A 15,875-nucleotide genomic window follows, 5' to 3' on the forward strand; every position below is an offset into this window, starting at 1 on the left:
CTCAATAAGGCGCTAATGGGTTCGAGGGTTCAATTCTTCTTTTCAAACTAATCTGGAAAAGAACCAAACGTAAAACCATATAACCGGAAGCCGATGATGGACTACGATTTTAACCAGGTAAAATTGAGATTATCTTCAAAAGGGGATATCGGTGAGACGCTGTGCGCGTATTATGAGTGTCTTCATGAGTTCCTGCCGGTTGATCAGATCAGTCTGGCGAAATTTGATTTTGATCAGAAATACATGCGGATATTCGCCCAGGTGTCTGAAACCGGGAGTGAAATGACGAATTTCTCCTACGAGGTCCCGGAGCAGCTCCTGGATTTGATGAAACAAGGCAAGCTGCCTGAGATATATGTGATCAATGAACCAGACACAGATCCCATCGGCAGAGCGATCATTGATTTCGAAGGGGTCAGTGACTGGTCATTGATTTTTCTTCCGATTAAAGAACATCATGTGGTAAGCGGAGCCATCCTTTTTGTTGCCAATTCCCGGAAAAAATTTGCGGAAAACCATTCTTTCCTGCTTAAAGATTTATATGATGAACATAAATGGCTGCTTGAAATCGCCGTTCAAAAATATGGGATTACATTTTCAGGTTACCGTGAATATGAACCCGTTGAAGACGAACATGATTTTTTTCGCCAGGTCACCCGGCGATTATGCGGGCATCTTGACCTGGAAACCGGTGCCTTGCACTGCCTTCAGTACATCAGCCGGTTTTTACCCGCCACTTCACTGATGGCCGGCCAGTTATCCCAGGATATGCAAGCGGATGTTACCGTAGTTAAATGGTCGGGCCTCTTTCATTACGGGGATATCACCATACCCTGGAATCTGGAAAAAGCGAACCTGATGGAAATGATGGCTTTGCCCCGGGTCATCATCACCCATCAACCCGAAAAAGATCCGCTGCTCAGCGATTATGTGGAAAGATTCGGCGCCGACTGGTCGGCCATCTCCATGGCGCTGTATCGGGACGGAATGCCCTTCGGTTTTGCTTCCATTTCCATAGAGGGAAGGAATCAATATAATGAAACGCACATGGCCTTGTTTTCCATGCTCCACGATCCTTTTGCCCTGGCCCTTTCCAACAATATCAAACACCGCGAAATCATCCATCTGAAGAATGCCATCGAAGCCGAGAAAAAAGTCCTGCAGGAGGAGTTGCATGACTTTCGAGGCGATACGATCATCGGTAAGAATTCAGGCTTGAGGGGGGTTATGGAAAATGCCCGCCTCGTCGCCGGTCAGGACAGCCCGGTCTTGTTGTCCGGTGAAACCGGTACGGGCAAGGAGATGGTGGCCAATTTCATCCATCAGCACTCGTCAAGAAGAGATGGTCCCTTTATCAAGGTCAATTGCGGGGCCATACCGGATACGCTGGTGGACAGCGAACTGTTCGGTCATGAAAAGGGAGCATTTACGGGCGCGGACAGCCGGAAATTGGGCCGCTTTGAAAGAGCGGACAGGGGGACGATCTTTCTGGATGAGATCGGCGAGCTGCCCTTGGCCGCCCAGGTCCGCCTGCTCCGGGTGCTTCAGCATAAAATCATCGAACGGGTCGGAGGAACTGAATCCATACCCGTTAATATCCGCGTCATTGCCGCCACCAACCGCAACCTGGAAGAAATGGTCGCTTCCGGGCGGTTTCGGGAAGACCTGTGGTTCCGCCTGAATGTATTTCCCGTCCAAATCCCCCCCTTGCGGTCGCGTAAGATGGATATTCCGGCCCTGCTGGATCATTTTATTGAAAAAAAATCCGTTGAATTGAATCTATCCCAGAGACCGTCCCTGTCGCCCGGCGCTTTGAAGATTTTGACGGCTTATAACTGGCCGGGGAATGTGCGTGAACTGGAGAACGTGGTTGAAAGAGAATTGATCCTCAGCAAGGGAGAAACGCTTACCTTTCAGAACATCGACTTCCATCTGTCGAAAGTTAACGCCCCGGACAACGGGCTTCCGGAAAATGAAAACCTGGAAATGGATAAAGTGTATATCCGGCACATCACCAACGTTCTGGCCCTGACAAGCGGCAAAATAAACGGCCCCGGCGGCGCCGCCGAATTGCTGAAAGTCAAACCCAGCACCCTCCGTCACCGGATGGATAAACTGGGGATTGTCTATGGCTGGGAAAAGAGAAAATAAACTGAAGTGGCCTGGCCGTAAATACCCAGGGCATATCGGAAAAACAGGATCCGGGGCAGCGATGCCTTGCCCCCCGGATTCAGGGTTTAACCAGGACAAAGGTCATGACTAAAAAGTGTAAGCGACGCTGATACCACCATATAAATTGGTGTCGACCACATCATCCGGCAGCACATCCTTGTCCAGAGTGTCGCTATAGTTAATGGAGGCTTCCAGGCTCAAGGCGTCGCTGACTGTATAAGCGCTCTTCAGCGAAAAACAGTAATCGTACCAGCCGCCGTCATCACCGCCATAGGCTTCCGCGAAATCCGTATCCGCCAAACCGGCGGCGGCTGAAACTTCGACGCCGAGGGCGTCGGTCACATCCAGGCCGTAAGAGGCGGAGAGATTGCCATACCAGCCGTCCACCTCATCGACGTCGCAGTAAGCGGCCAACCCCAGCGACAGTCCTCCGAGGACGGGCCATCCCAAGCTGGCATAGAGCTCCCGGGTGCCGTCTTCGCCGGCCGGGAACAGGTATTCGGCCAGTCCCAGTTCAATCTCCACATTTTGCAGGCTGAACCCATAATAGGGCGTAATGTCGATTTCGGAGAACTCGTTATCATCAAGGGTGTTGTCATAGTCGCCGACATCATAATTCCCCCAGACGTTTATGCCGAAACCGCCGCTGGTCACATCAATACTGGGCTGGACCACCAGCCCGTCATTAAAGGTAATGCCACGCCAGACATAGGCTGAATTCACATCAATCGCCCCGGTCGCTTCGGCCGCCAGGGCTTGTCCGCCCGTCATTAAAACAACCACCGCCGCCAGATAAAATAATGTTTTTTTCATGGCCTTTTATCCTTATAAAAATCAGGTTGCTTGGTCAGTGTTTTTCCTGCTGCTATCGGTTACAGCATGCGCACAAACCAAAAGAAAACATCAGCCGACACCTTGTTCCCTGTGAAATCATTTCCAGTCCGTCATTCCGTATTTGGCCAGAATCTCCTTTAACTCACCCGACGATCTTAATTCTTTCATTCCTTTATCAAAAATATCGGCATAGGCCTGTGAGGCCTCTTGATGAGGAGAAAACTTTATGAAAAGTTCGAGTTTACTGTTCTCAAGTTCGCCGGCGTCTTCAAAATCACTTTCTTTGAGCCCCATGGCTTTGACTGTCCAGGGGAAAACAAGTGTGTTTTCAATGACCGTGTCAAGCCTTCCCGCCAGCAGTTTCTTAATGTTCTTCTGCAGGGGTTCATCAGCATACATCACATCAATTTTTTTAGGATCATTCTTATTCTTCTCCATGTAGGCGTCAAAATCATCGGTATAAGAATAGTCAGCGATAACGCCCACCGAAACCGTTTTTAATGAATCAGGACCGGTATATCTCCAATTGCTGCCTTTTTTTACATAAAAATGATTGATCATTTCGCCGATGGATTCCTTGGGGGTTATACACCCGGGACACTCTGTCGTCGCGCCGATAATCGCGTCAAATGTGCCCTGTTCCACCGCCATGACACTTCTGGCCCATGGCATGACCTGATAATCAACTTCATACCCTGCCTTTTGGTAAATGGTTTTAATGATTTCTACCATCGAGCCGGGAAGGGTGGATGTCGGGTCATCATTATACGGGGGCCAGGTATCGGCCCTGACCGTAATGATGTTTGAGGCGCCTCTCGACTCGCCGGTGTTTACAATAAATAGGGCTGAAACAGTGATTAAGCCGATCAACGCGCATAATGACTTCTTCATACGACCTCCCTTTTTTGTTTGCTGTTGATAAAGGACCAGGTCAAGACGGTCGCCGCCCCTGAAGCGCGTACCCGGCTTTCCCTACTGCTGACTGATGAGACCGGCCACAATAATGGCCGCCTATGTCCGGACGGCTGTCCACCCGGTTTTTTCAGATTGTCGTCGCAGCAGGAGAAGACAGGCGCCTCTTTGCCGGCCCTGTTTATTTTGCGCCTGGGTCTGGTCCCACCCGGCGATATGGACTAAATCCAAAAGAAGGGGGCGGGGACAAGCCCCCGCCCCTTTAAAATTTGAAGAGATCTTATGGGTTCATTATATACTCATCCACAAGGGAGTAAACATGCGTTTTCAAAACACGATCGAATTGTTCTTTATCCGCGACCGGGCTCTTGATCATTTTCAGGCACTGTTCCTTCTGCGCTTCCGTTGAAGTGGCCTTGCCGTAAATATCCAGGGCATACCGGGAAAAATCACGCACGAAAACATTGAAGATGGAATCCAGCAGATCATCCTCGACCTTCTCCATCCTGGCGCTTTCGATGATCAGCTGGCCGTAAACCACCAGGGTAAATATCTCGCCTACGCCCAGCAGAAAATCAAAATCATTGATCATCTGGTCGGCTATTTCCATGCCCGATATCATCAGGAAATCGGCAAAGGTTTTGATCTGCTCTTTAAACACGTTAACGTTCGGCAGATCAACGGCGTTATAGGCAATATGGTAATCATGGAACTGGGTTTTGCCGTATCCGCGGGTGCGCCCCTGATGGAAAAGAAAATCGTCGTTTTCAGCGCCAGTGATTCTGCCCACCTCAGGAAACTTGCCGGGATTGAAAAAATAGTTCGGCATCAGTTTGGCGATGAGCGCCATATTGACATGCCGGGTCCCTTCCAGTTTCGGGAAACCTCTTAACTCAATTACCGCCTGTGAAAAATAGTTGTCTTTTTCAAACCCCTTGGCCGCGATGATGTCCCACAGCATCTCATGGACCTCTTCGCCCTGTATGGCCACCTTCATTTTCATCACCGGGTTGTAAAGCAGGTATCGTTTATCTTCAGGGCTTGCCACCCGCATGTAATCAGTCGCGCGCAAGCCGAAAAGCTTCATGGCGGCCAGCCGGCAGTAGGAATCCATGAAAAGCCGTTTCACATGGGCGAATTCAGTGACGAATTTACCATACACGTTCCGATGGGCGGCATGGTTCAGGGCCTCATAAAAAGAATGCGTGACGATACCGATGGCCCCGGACCCGATGTTGAACTTGCATATATTGATCGTGTTGAGCATGTCATCCCATGCCTTGGGCCCACGGGAAGTAATGTCCGCGTCGGTTACGGGGTAGTCGTGCAGGATAAATTCAGACACATAGTTCTGGGCATAGATGACATTCCGCACACACTCGAACTTCTCATGATGGGAGTCGACGACGAAAAAGACATAATCACCCGTATCCGCCATTTTCCCGAACACCGTAATGATCGAAGCCTCATTGCCGTTGCCGATATAATACTTGGTGCCCCGGGCCAGATAGGTGCCGTCCTTCTGGGGGTAAAGCTTCATTTCCGTGGAATAGATATCGGCGCCATGCTCTTTTTCAGACAGGCCGAAGGCGCAAAGGGGGTTTTCGCGCAGGGTTGCAACCGCTTTTCGCTTGGCGTCTTCATTATCTCCCAGAAAAACAGGGTCCAGCCCGAGCGTGGAAACATGGTACATGTACCAGTAGGCGGCGCCGTAAAATCCGCATATCTCCGAAAACTCAAACATCCGGTACGTACTGTAATACTGGTCATTATCGCCATAGCCCTTGGGCAGGAAAAGGGTCTCAAAAATTCTCTCCTTTTTTACAAACGCCGCAAAGTCATAGGTAAAATCGGCAGCGTAGGTGTCTTCCTTCATTTTCTTAAGACCCTTGTTTTCAAAAAACGCGATGGTCTTGAGCATAATCTCTCTGGAACGCTCATCAGGATATTTTCTGTCTTGATACTTCTTCGGGTTAAGCAATAACATCGTGACTCCTTTTTTTGTTTCTCCATTCAGTTGTCCTTCTTGCCTATTTCTTTCTCTTCCTCTTGAATAAATGACGTTTGTTCAAAATGCCTTTTATGGTAATAGGGCCCCTCAATAGTTTTCCGCGGTATGGCACCAATCGTGCCACAATTCTTAATCCATAATATAACGAGGCCACACCGGTGAAACAGATCTTCAGAAAAAGTTCTCCGCTGGGTTACTTTTGAGACCGGTATTGCGCGAGCGCCTTGGTTATGTCATCCATCAGGTCGCGGGGATAAAGCTTGCCGGCCAGTTTTTCATGAACGTTCAGGGATGCCTGTTTTAACGTCTTCTGGTCTTCGACCGAGAGCTCGACGGCTTTGATGCCGCATCGCTGTTCAAATGCCTGCAGGCATTTTTCTTCATAATTCCGGCTCAACTTTTTCCAATCATTTTCAATGGTGGAAACTTCATAAATCAACATTTCCTGAACGTTGAAGGCAAAAGTTTCGGTTGTTGCAAAACGCTTGCGGATCCGCTCTTTCGTCTGGGCACTGATAACAATGACCCCGGGTGAATACAGCACCGGTGTTTTGATATAATAGTTTACGTACTGATAGGCCTGCATCCCGAGCATCCAGGCCGGGGGCGCCATATTGGCGTTGGCCAGTCCGGTGCTTATGGCCGATATCGTTTCGGGTACCGAAACCGGCGTGGAAGTAATCCCGAGTTCATCATACAGGGCGGTCTCCATCTCGCCGAACCAGTTGATGAAACTTTGTTTCTTCAAATCATCCAGGCCTTTTATTTTTTCTCTGGAGAAGATATAAAAAAAGCCCGTATCAATGAAAGCGCCAAGGATATACCCTCTTTTCTCAAAAGCCTCGTCGATACGTTTTCTGAACTTTTCCCTGATATAGTCTATTTCTTCGTAATTACTGAACAGCCCCGGCAGCAGGAACACGGAAATATCGGGCCCTGAAGCCAGAAGCCCAAGTGCGGTGCAGCCGCAGCCGTCGAGTTGGCCGATGTCCATTTTTCTCAAGATATCCGTATCCTCACCCATAACGCCGCCGCCAAAAATTTTTACGATGAACTTGTTGTCGCTTAACCTGGCAATCCGGGGAAACAGAACCGTATCGGGGATGGTCAGCCATGGTGTTCCGGGCGGAGCCAGGGTCCCGATTTTCAGCAGCACTTCCTCGCCATCAGGAACAATGCTCGCGCCTGCCTTCCAGGCAATTTCTCTGCACCTTTCCCAGTTTATATAAGGAGCAAACGACGTATTTACCCGTTCTCCGGCTTCCAGGAGAACATATCGTGACGTTTTGTGGCGATTGAGCAAAGGCAACATCGTCTTTTCCACCATGGACTCGAGCTGGGCGCTGGTGATCACTCCCCTTTCAAGCAAGCCTCTCAGGGCCTGTTGTTCGTTTGTCAGGCCCGGGCCGAATTCCTGGCCGGTCATTATCGCCGTCATGGTTTCTTCTGTTGTTCGCTGCATGTCTTCGGGTGACAACTCTTTTGCTGAAGCGTTAAACGTCAGGGCAAAATGGCTCAACAGGATTAAAAAACAGAAAAGGTATAGGCCGGTACTCCGGTAATGTGCGTTTTTCATGGACGTCTTCCGTGGTGTAAAAGCTGATGAAATATACGGACTAACCCGGCAAATTGTTCTAAGAAGCCATACTCAATGAAGGTTTTGAAGGGGCATCCATACACCAGTTGTTATACATGTCCTTGAGTGATTTTTTCAGGTTGTTCTTGATCAGCGCGTAGTTGCTTCGTTCCTTTGAGGCCATGTCCCGGGCAAACGCCATGGCCTTTTCAAAAAGCTCAGATTCCGGGTAAATGGAATGAACAAGGCCTTTTTCAAGGCACTCTTCCCCGGTAAGGGCTTTTCCTGAAAGAACCATTTCATTGACAGCGGCCGGGCTGGACAGGTTGTTGATCAGGGCAATCAGGGGGTCGTCCAGGGGCATGCCATAGGTGGCTTCCGGAAAGCAGAAACGGCTACGGTCCGCGCGCATTATCCGGAAATCCATCGAACTTGCCATGATGGCGCCCATGGCATAGGCGTGGCCCGTGATGCAGGCAATGGTCGGAAGGTTAAGGGTTGACGCCCGTAACAGGGTCATCTTGACCTGGTATAAAAAATCATTCCGTTCCTCAACACTGACAGAGGAAAACCACTGGAGATTGATGCCGTTGGAAAAAAATTTGGGGTCACTGCTGGTGATGACCATGGAAGCGTTGCCCGGGGAGCCTTCAATTTCATCAAAGATCTGATTGTATTCAACCAGCGCTTCGCTGCGAAAGGTGTTTTTATTCTCACCGTCAATTAACGTGATCACAAAGACGTTGCCGTCTTTCTTTAAGTCCAGATATTTCATCCTGTTCCTCCTCTGTTAATTTTCATATTTCTTAAATTACGACTCAGCCGGTATATCCAGATGATCGGGGGCCTCAACAAACGCCCATCCGTAAGTTGTTGCGCCTTGCAGAGCATTAATCGTGCCATAATAATTAACCAAAACATTCAAAGGTTTATAATAATAAGCGGCTTTGTTTTACCAAATGCGGATTCTTGGTTGCCAAATACGGAAAATCTGCCCTATGATGTAACACGATAAAGAGGCAAAAAAATGAATACCCGATTGAACGCTGAATTACAGACAGACAAGAAAACGCTTCCTGATGAAGCTGATCTTCAGGAAGAGCTGAATGATATTTTCAGATCGATTTCAAGCCGGATTCCGGTCGATAAAATTCATTGGGTTCAGACCCACTATGACCTGAAGATGATACGGATCATCGCCCAGGTTTCTGAAACGGGCGGCGAAAAAACCAATTTCATGTACGATGTCCCCGCCCAGATCGTGGAGTTTTTGAACAGCGACGCCCTGCCTGAAATCCACATCATGAATCAACCGGAAATCGATCCCGTCGGAAAAGAGGTCTCCCGGCGCGCCAAACTGTTTGACTGGTCGGCCATGTTCATCAATTTCCACAACCGCGCGGATACGTTATCCTCGGTAGCGATCTATGCGGACGGAAAAGACAGGTACAGGCCAGAGCATACCCGCCCGCTCATGTCTTTTGCGGCGCGTCTTAAAAAAATTACCGATATCCTCGTTACGGATAATGAAAAGAAAATCCCTGACCCCACCTTAAAAGAGCCGGTTGAAGACAAAAATGAATTTTTCCGCCAGGTCACCCTGCGATTATGCGGTAACCTTGATCTGGAAACCGGTGTCACCCAGTGCCTTCAATACCTCAGCCGTTTTCTGCCGGCTGATGGTTTAATCGTCAGACAGCTGGAACCGGAACTGCAGTCCGAGCGGGTTCTCGCGGAAAGCTTCGGCGTATTTCATCAAAAGTCCGGGACCCTGATTCCCTTGCTAACCAGGGAACGCCATCCTGCTGACCGGCGGAGAACCCCGAGGCTGCGCATCATCAACCGGCCGGAACAGTCTGTCTCCATGCAGCCCTACACGCAGATGTTCGGCCATGAAATATCGTGTATCTCCATGCCCCTTATGCACCATAAAAAGGCCATCGGGGTAGCCGTACTGGGGCTGGAAGGAAAGGACCGTTACCGGGAAGAACACATGCAGCTGTTCGGGCTGCTTCACGATCCCTTTGTCCTGGCCCTCTCAAACAATATCAAACACCGTGAAATGATCCGGCTGAAGAACCTGATCGAAGAAGAGAAAAAGGACCTGGCCGAAGAACTGCACTACCATGCGGCGGATACGATCGTCGGCGGCAGCCTGGGCCTGGCGGGTGTCATGGAGCATGCCCGCCTGGTGGCCGATCAGGGCAGCCCGGTATTGCTGACCGGTGAAACCGGCGCCGGCAAGGAGATCATCGCCAATTTCATCCACCGCAATTCGTTACGCAAAAACGGTCCCTTCATCAAGGTCAACTGCGGTGCCATACCGGACACGCTGGTTGACAGCGAACTGTTCGGTCATGAAAAGGGGTCCTTCACCGGCGCGGACACCCGGAAAAAGGGACGCTTTGAAAGGGCCCACGGGGGGACGATCTTTCTGGATGAAATCGCGGAACTCCCTCTGCCGGTCCAGGTCCGCCTGCTCCGGGTGCTGCAGCACAGAGTGATCGAACGGGTCGGGGGAACAGCGCCCGTATCAGTGGATATCCGTGTCATTGCCGCCACCCACCGCGATCTTGAAGAGCTGGTCGCTGCCGGGAAGTTCCGGGAAGACCTGTGGTTTCGCCTGAATGTCTTCCCCATCCGGATTCCGCCGTTGCGGTCAAGGCGGTCGGATATCCCGGCCCTGGTGGATTATTTTATTGAAAAAAAGTCACTTGGCCTGAAGCTCCATACCAGGCCGTCCCTGTCTGCCGATGCCATGGAACGGTTGGCCGCTTATGACTGGCCGGGCAATGTCCGCGAACTTGAAAATGTGGTTGAAAGAGAATTGATCCTCAGCGGGGGGGAGGCGCTGACATTTGAGAATATCAACCCCCGACTGTCAGGCAACAAGTCTCCGGACAATACAATTTCAAAAAATAATGTTCTGGGGCTGGATGAATTTTTCGCCCGGCACGTTAAAAAGATCCTGACCATGTGCAACGGAAAAATAAACGGTCCGGGCGGAGCAGCGGAACTGCTGAACATACAGCCCAACACGCTCCGGAACAGGATGAAAAAGCTCGGCATCCCGTACGGCCTGAAAAAGCGGAACCATTTGCGGAATAAACCATGAGAAACGAAGCCGATACGGTTTTAAACCAGATCAAAGAACGTGCCGCTGAGCCAGAGGGAGATATCTACGAAGCGGTTTACGCGTATTACGATTATCTTCAAAACCATCTTCCCGCGGAACGGATGAGCCTGGCCCTGTTTGACCTTGGCCGGGAACACATGAGAATCATCGCCCAGGCCAGTGCAACGGGAGGCGAGAAAACGGATTTTATCGTTCCGGCGCCCGGCGACCTCCTGGCTGTCCTGCAATCGGAGGACATGCCCGCCATTTACATGATCAATGAACCGGAAACAGATCCGGTCGGGCTGAATATTATCGCGCGGTCCGGTTTCAAGGACTGGTCGCTGATCGGCATGCCCATCAAGGGACAGGCCGTCCGTTACGGCGCCATATTTTTTACGGTTACCGGCAAACACCGATATGCGGAAAAACATTCCGTTTTTCTCTCGGGTTTCTATGACGCGCACAAATGGCTTCTGAACGCTGTGGTCAGGGACCATGAGAACAGGCCCGGCGGCCTTGATCAGAAAGAGACGGTGGAAGACAAATATGAATTTTTCCGCCAGGTCACCCGGCGGTTATGCGGTCACCTTGACATGGAGGTCGGTGTCCGGCATTGCTTCCAATACCTCAGCCGGTTCTTTCCTGCTTCAATGCTGTCCGTCCACAAGCATCACCAGGAGGGCGATACGGATATTATTGGGGTCGGGCCGACCCATTTTTTCAACTACTTCGATCCCGGCATGATCGCCCGTGGCACGGAGAAACTCAGCCCCGCGGAAAAAACAGCCGCCCCCAGAACCGTGATCACCAATCGCCCGGAACGCGACCCCACCCTGAACCGCACGGTAAAAACATTCGGGACCAACTGGTCGGCGATTACCATGTATCTTTCCCATAAGCGGATGCCGCTGGGCCTGGCCAACCTCGTCACGGAAGGCAGAGACGCTTTTTCCGAGGAGCAGAGGGCGCTGTTTTCCATGCTCCATGACCCGTTTTCCCTGGCCCTTTCAAACCATATCAAGCACCGGGAAGTCATCCGGCTGAAGAACATCATCGAAGACGAGAAGAAAAACCTTCAGGAGGAATTGCATTCCTCCAGGGAGACCACCATTATCGGCGGCACCACCGGCTTGAGAGGCGTCATGGCCAGTGCCCGGGTCGTGGCCGGCCGGGACAGCCCGGTATTGCTGACAGGGGAAACCGGTTCCGGCAAGGAAATCATCGCCAATTTCATCCACCGGCAATCTTCGCGAAGAAACGGCCCTTTGATTAAAGTGAATTGCGGGGCCATTCCGGACACGCTGGTTGACAGCGAACTGTTCGGCCATGAAAAGGGGGCGTTTACCGGCGCGGACAGTCAGAATAAAGGACGCTTTGAAAGGGCCAACGGGGGGACGATTTTTCTGGATGAAGTCGCCGAGCTGCCCCTCCCGGCCCAGGTCCGCATGCTGCGGGTGCTGCAGAATAAACTCATCGAACGGGTGGGGGGCACGGAGCCCATTCCCGTGGATATCCGCATCATTGCCGCCACTCACCGCAACCTGGAGGAAATGGTCGCCGCCGGAAAATTCCGGGAAGACCTGTGGTTCCGGCTGAACGTCTTTCCCATCCACATCCCCCCTTTGAGAGTGAGGCGGTCGGACATCCCGGCCCTGGTGGATTATTTTGTTGAGAAGAAATCACGTGAAATGACGCTCCAGGTCAACCCCTCTCTGCCGGCCGAAGCCCTGGAACGGTTGATCTCCTATAGTTGGCCGGGCAATATCCGTGAACTGGAAAACGTCATTGAACGGGAACTGATCCTGAAAAAAGGCGGGACGCTCGCGTTTGAGCACATCGTGCCCCGGCCGCCGGACGGTCATTCGCAAGATCAATCCGTTCCGGAAGAGGACGTTCTGGAAATGGACAAGGCCTTTGCCCGTCATATCAGAAACGTCCTGGCCCTTACTGAAGGCAAGATCAACGGCCCCGGCGGCGCCGCGGAACTGCTGAAGGTTAAACCCGGCACCCTCCGTCACCGCATGGACAAACTGGGAATCTCCTATGGCTGGAAAACATCAAAGCGGTTTTAATAAACAGCTGGTCATTCCCCGCAACACGCCTTATCAAATGGCACTTCACTGCGCCCAGGAATATAACCATCTCGCGCAAATACTTCCTGATCTCTACCGGGAGTTCGGGGAGTAAAAAGGGCAGGCCTGCTATTGCCTTCTTTATCCTTACCCGTCTTCCTCCGCAGCATTTCCATTGACCATTTTAAAATCCAAAAAAAATATGAGAGGATGCACATATGCTTTTTGTATCGGATATTCACTTTGGCGCCAATCGAGATGAAGATGTGGCTTCATTTGTAAGTGATGCCTTAAACCCGGACATCAATCCGGACAGACTGGTGATCATCGTGGGTGATATTACCCAGAATGCCACGAAAGACGAATTTAAGGCGGCAGAGACGTTTATCCTGCAATTGCTTGATGGAGGAATGAAACTTGTCTTCACGCCCGGGAACCATGATTTCGGGAACTGGATGGCAGAATATCTGAAGGTGAACAATAAAGCCCGGGCCTGGTGTCGAAACTTGCTGTCCCCCATTTTCAAACAGGATGAGGTTGTGGCCGTTAATGATTATGACGCCATTTTTAAGTTTCAGGAAAATATTTTTGTGACCCTCCGCAGTACACATAGAGGGGAACTGGAAAAACTCGGGCTGCTGGGCAATAACCGGATCAGCAAAAAACAGATCTCCTGGGCCGCATCCGTATTGTCGGATTTAGATGCAAAAGGCTGTAAACTTCATCTGGTCACCCACCGGAGCATATGGAGGGAATCCGGCGATATGCATCACGGCATGGGAAAAAGAGGCCGGCTTGAAAAGATGTTGCTGAAGCCGTTCCGGTTTCATTCGTTTATTCATGGTCACAACCATCGGTTTGTCTACTCCCAGACATCTACCCCAAGGATGGCTATGCCCATCATAAGGCTTGCTGTTCCCACGTTGTCAATGCGGAACAAAAACTGGCAGCCCGGATATGTATCCTGGGAGAAAAACTGTAATGTCCCCCCGAAATTGATCAGCCGGAATCACATATAAAAACGCTGCTATAATTCCGGGGGCATTCATAAATAATTTTGCCTGCCCATAATCCTATCGCTTCCAGCCATACGGAATGCCCAGTTTTTTCATTCTGCTGCGAAGCGTGTTGGGTTTTACGTTCAGCAGTTCGGCGGCGCCGCCCGGCCCCCCGACTTTACCATGGGAAAGGGCCAGGGCCTTTTTGATGTGCCGGATATTGACTTCATCCAGATCCGGGAAGCCGTCATCCTCGATGCCGCTTCCCGGAGTGTTGTCCGCAGCCGGCTGCTGGATGACATGCTGAAACGTCAGCGGCTTGCCCTTGCTCAGGATCAATTCCCTTTCGATGACGTTTTCCAGTTCCCGGACATTTCCCGGCCAGTCGTAAGCGGTCAATCTCTTCATGGCTCCCGGCGACAGGGACGGCTTTTCATAGAGATTCAACTCCCGGGATTTTTTTTCAATGAAATGATCCACCAGGGCCGGTATATCCGATCGTCTGGCGCGCAGGGGGGGGATCCGCAAGGGAAACACATTCAAGCGGAACCACAGGTCTTCCCGGAACCGGCCTTTGGCCACCATTTCCTCGAGGTTGCGGTGGGTGGCGGCGATGATGCGGATATCAACCGGTATGGTATCCATACCGCCGACCCGCTCAATCACTTTGTTCTGAAGCACCCGGAGCAGGCGGACCTGGACCTGCGGCGGCAGTTCCCCGATTTCGTCTAAAAAAATGGTGCCGCCGTTGGCCCTTTCAAACCGGCCTTTCTTCCGGCTGGCCGCGCCGGTGAACGCCCCCTTTTCATGGCCGAAAAGTTCACTGTCCACCAGTGTATCCGGGATGGCCCCGCAGTTGACCATGATCAGGGGGCCGTCTTTGCGGGAAGAATTCCGGTGAATGAAATCGGCCACCACCTCCTTTCCCGCACCGGTTTCTCCGGTCAGCAGGACCGGGCTTTCCTGCGCGGCCACGAGGCGGGCGTTCTCAAGAACGCCTTTTAAGCCTGAGCCGGCACCGATAATCGTCTGGCTCCTTGTATCGCGTAATTCTTCCTGCAGGTCTTTTTTTTCAGATTCAATGATGTTCTTAAGGCGGATCACTTCACGGTGTTTGATATTGTTTGAAAGCGCCAGAACGAATGGGTCGTGGAGCATTTCGAAAAGCTTCATGTCCTCTTCTGTATAACGATTCCTGCCTTCCAGGCCCAGCACCGCGATGCCAATCCGGGTTTGTTTATGGATGAGGGGCATATAAATATAAGACGTGTCATCTCCGAAAAAAGAAGAAAGGGTTTGCGCCAGAGGGTAGCGTTCGGGCTGATTGATAATGTGTGTTCTCAGAAGTTCTCCGCTTTCAATGAATGGTGAATCTTCAGTGATCATGGGGAGAAGGGTTTCTGACTTGGGGAAAAAAAAGCCGTAGCTTTCGGCCAGTCCGCGCTCGGAAAGCAATCCAGGCTCCGTCTGCCTGACATGGAGCCCGTCAGCGGGCAGAAACCGGCTGAGATATTGAAGGCAATGAGTTACGCCGGTCTGCAGGTCAAGATGGCCGCATAATCGCCGGGTGACCTGGCGGAAAAATTCGTTTTTGTCATCCACGGGTTCTTTTTGGGCCGGGTGCAGATTCTTCTTTTCGTGGTCCTTGATCAGGGTGTCTAAAACCAGTTGCAGAGGCTCTTTCACCGTAACTAGCCGGCGTGAATGTTCTTCGGTGAATTTGTCCTTTCCTTCCGCAATGATCATCACGGATGCATAAACACCGGCGGCGTTTTTAAAATTAATGATCAGGGATGAATGATCAACAGATTTGGCACGTTTCGACAGCTCGATACCGACGGGGTCTTTTTCGGGATCATTGACAATTTTTATGTCCGGGTTGGCCCCGCTGCAGATAAAGTCCATTACCTCTCTGGGGGTATCATACATGAAATTGGTGATTTCCCCGCCGGTATCCAGGGCCTGGGCGATAAACCGCACCAACTGAAAATCATAATGAAATTGGAGCCAGCCCATTTTCCATACCGGGGCGAATTTTGAAATAAAATGGAAAATATCAGACAACGCTCCCTGAAGATTGTTTTCATCGAAAATACGCTGCCTGACCTGATCCAGTAATTTATTCGGTTCGTTTTTCATGTCTTGCGAGTTCCTGTCTATGCTTACCCTATATAATAGAAAT

General features: G+C 51.0%; 11 protein-coding genes. 5 read left to right on the forward strand and 6 right to left on the reverse strand.

Annotated elements, in window-relative coordinates:
• Nucleotides 1-93 precede the first annotated feature (93 nt).
• Nucleotides 94-2,151: a sigma 54-interacting transcriptional regulator gene (locus AB1724_11590; protein MEW6078447.1), complete on the forward strand. Its 2,058-nt coding sequence runs from the start codon at nt 94-96 to the stop codon at nt 2,149-2,151.
• Nucleotides 2,152-2,259: 108 nt separating this feature from the next.
• Here the strand turns inward: AB1724_11590 and AB1724_11595 are convergent, their stop codons facing one another.
• From AB1724_11595 to AB1724_11615, 5 genes are all read right to left on the reverse strand, one after another.
• Nucleotides 2,260-2,985, reverse strand: coding sequence for an MltA-interacting MipA family protein (locus tag AB1724_11595; GenBank protein ID MEW6078448.1), 726 nt, complete (start codon nt 2,983-2,985; stop codon nt 2,260-2,262).
• A gap of 117 nt (nt 2,986-3,102) precedes the next feature.
• Entirely contained in the window at nt 3,103-3,897 is a 795-nt protein-coding gene (locus tag AB1724_11600; protein ID MEW6078449.1) for a transporter substrate-binding domain-containing protein, read from the reverse strand.
• 301 nt (nt 3,898-4,198) lie between these two features.
• Nucleotides 4,199-5,905 (reverse strand): acyl-CoA dehydrogenase family protein, encoded by a 1,707-nt coding sequence (locus AB1724_11605; GenBank protein MEW6078450.1) that lies wholly within the window; start codon nt 5,903-5,905, stop codon nt 4,199-4,201.
• A 217-nt stretch (nt 5,906-6,122) separates the two neighbouring features.
• Nucleotides 6,123-7,505: a TRAP transporter substrate-binding protein DctP gene (dctP, locus tag AB1724_11610; GenBank protein ID MEW6078451.1), complete on the reverse strand. Its 1,383-nt coding sequence runs from the start codon at nt 7,503-7,505 to the stop codon at nt 6,123-6,125.
• A gap of 58 nt (nt 7,506-7,563) precedes the next feature.
• Nucleotides 7,564-8,280, reverse strand: coding sequence for an enoyl-CoA hydratase/isomerase family protein (locus tag AB1724_11615; GenBank protein MEW6078452.1), 717 nt, complete (start codon nt 8,278-8,280; stop codon nt 7,564-7,566).
• A 252-nt stretch (nt 8,281-8,532) separates the two neighbouring features.
• Between AB1724_11615 and AB1724_11620 the strand changes: the two genes are divergently transcribed.
• From AB1724_11620 to AB1724_11635, 4 genes are all read left to right on the forward strand, one after another.
• Complete coding sequence (locus AB1724_11620) at nt 8,533-10,620, forward strand: sigma-54-dependent Fis family transcriptional regulator (GenBank protein MEW6078453.1); 2,088 nt, start codon at nt 8,533-8,535, stop codon at nt 10,618-10,620.
• On the forward strand, nt 10,617-12,695 hold the full coding sequence (locus AB1724_11625) for a sigma 54-interacting transcriptional regulator (protein MEW6078454.1): 2,079 nt from the start codon (nt 10,617-10,619) through the stop codon (nt 12,693-12,695). The genes AB1724_11620 and AB1724_11625 overlap by 4 nt, the downstream gene beginning before the upstream one ends.
• A complete protein-coding gene (locus AB1724_11630) occupies nt 12,667-12,810 on the forward strand; it encodes a hypothetical protein (protein MEW6078455.1) in 144 nt (47 codons plus the stop codon). Before AB1724_11625 ends, AB1724_11630 begins: the two co-directional genes overlap by 29 nt.
• Nucleotides 12,811-12,913: 103 nt before the next feature.
• Nucleotides 12,914-13,714 (forward strand): metallophosphoesterase, encoded by an 801-nt coding sequence (locus tag AB1724_11635; protein MEW6078456.1) that lies wholly within the window; start codon nt 12,914-12,916, stop codon nt 13,712-13,714.
• A gap of 54 nt (nt 13,715-13,768) precedes the next feature.
• Here AB1724_11635 and AB1724_11640 read toward each other — a convergent pair whose 3' ends face one another.
• Nucleotides 13,769-15,832, reverse strand: coding sequence for a sigma 54-interacting transcriptional regulator (locus tag AB1724_11640; protein MEW6078457.1), 2,064 nt, complete (start codon nt 15,830-15,832; stop codon nt 13,769-13,771).
• Between the last annotated feature and the right edge of the window lie 43 nt (nt 15,833-15,875).

The organism is Thermodesulfobacteriota bacterium, from assembly GCA_040753795.1.
Lineage (GTDB): Bacteria > Desulfobacterota > Desulfobacteria > Desulfobacterales > Desulfosudaceae > JBFMDX01.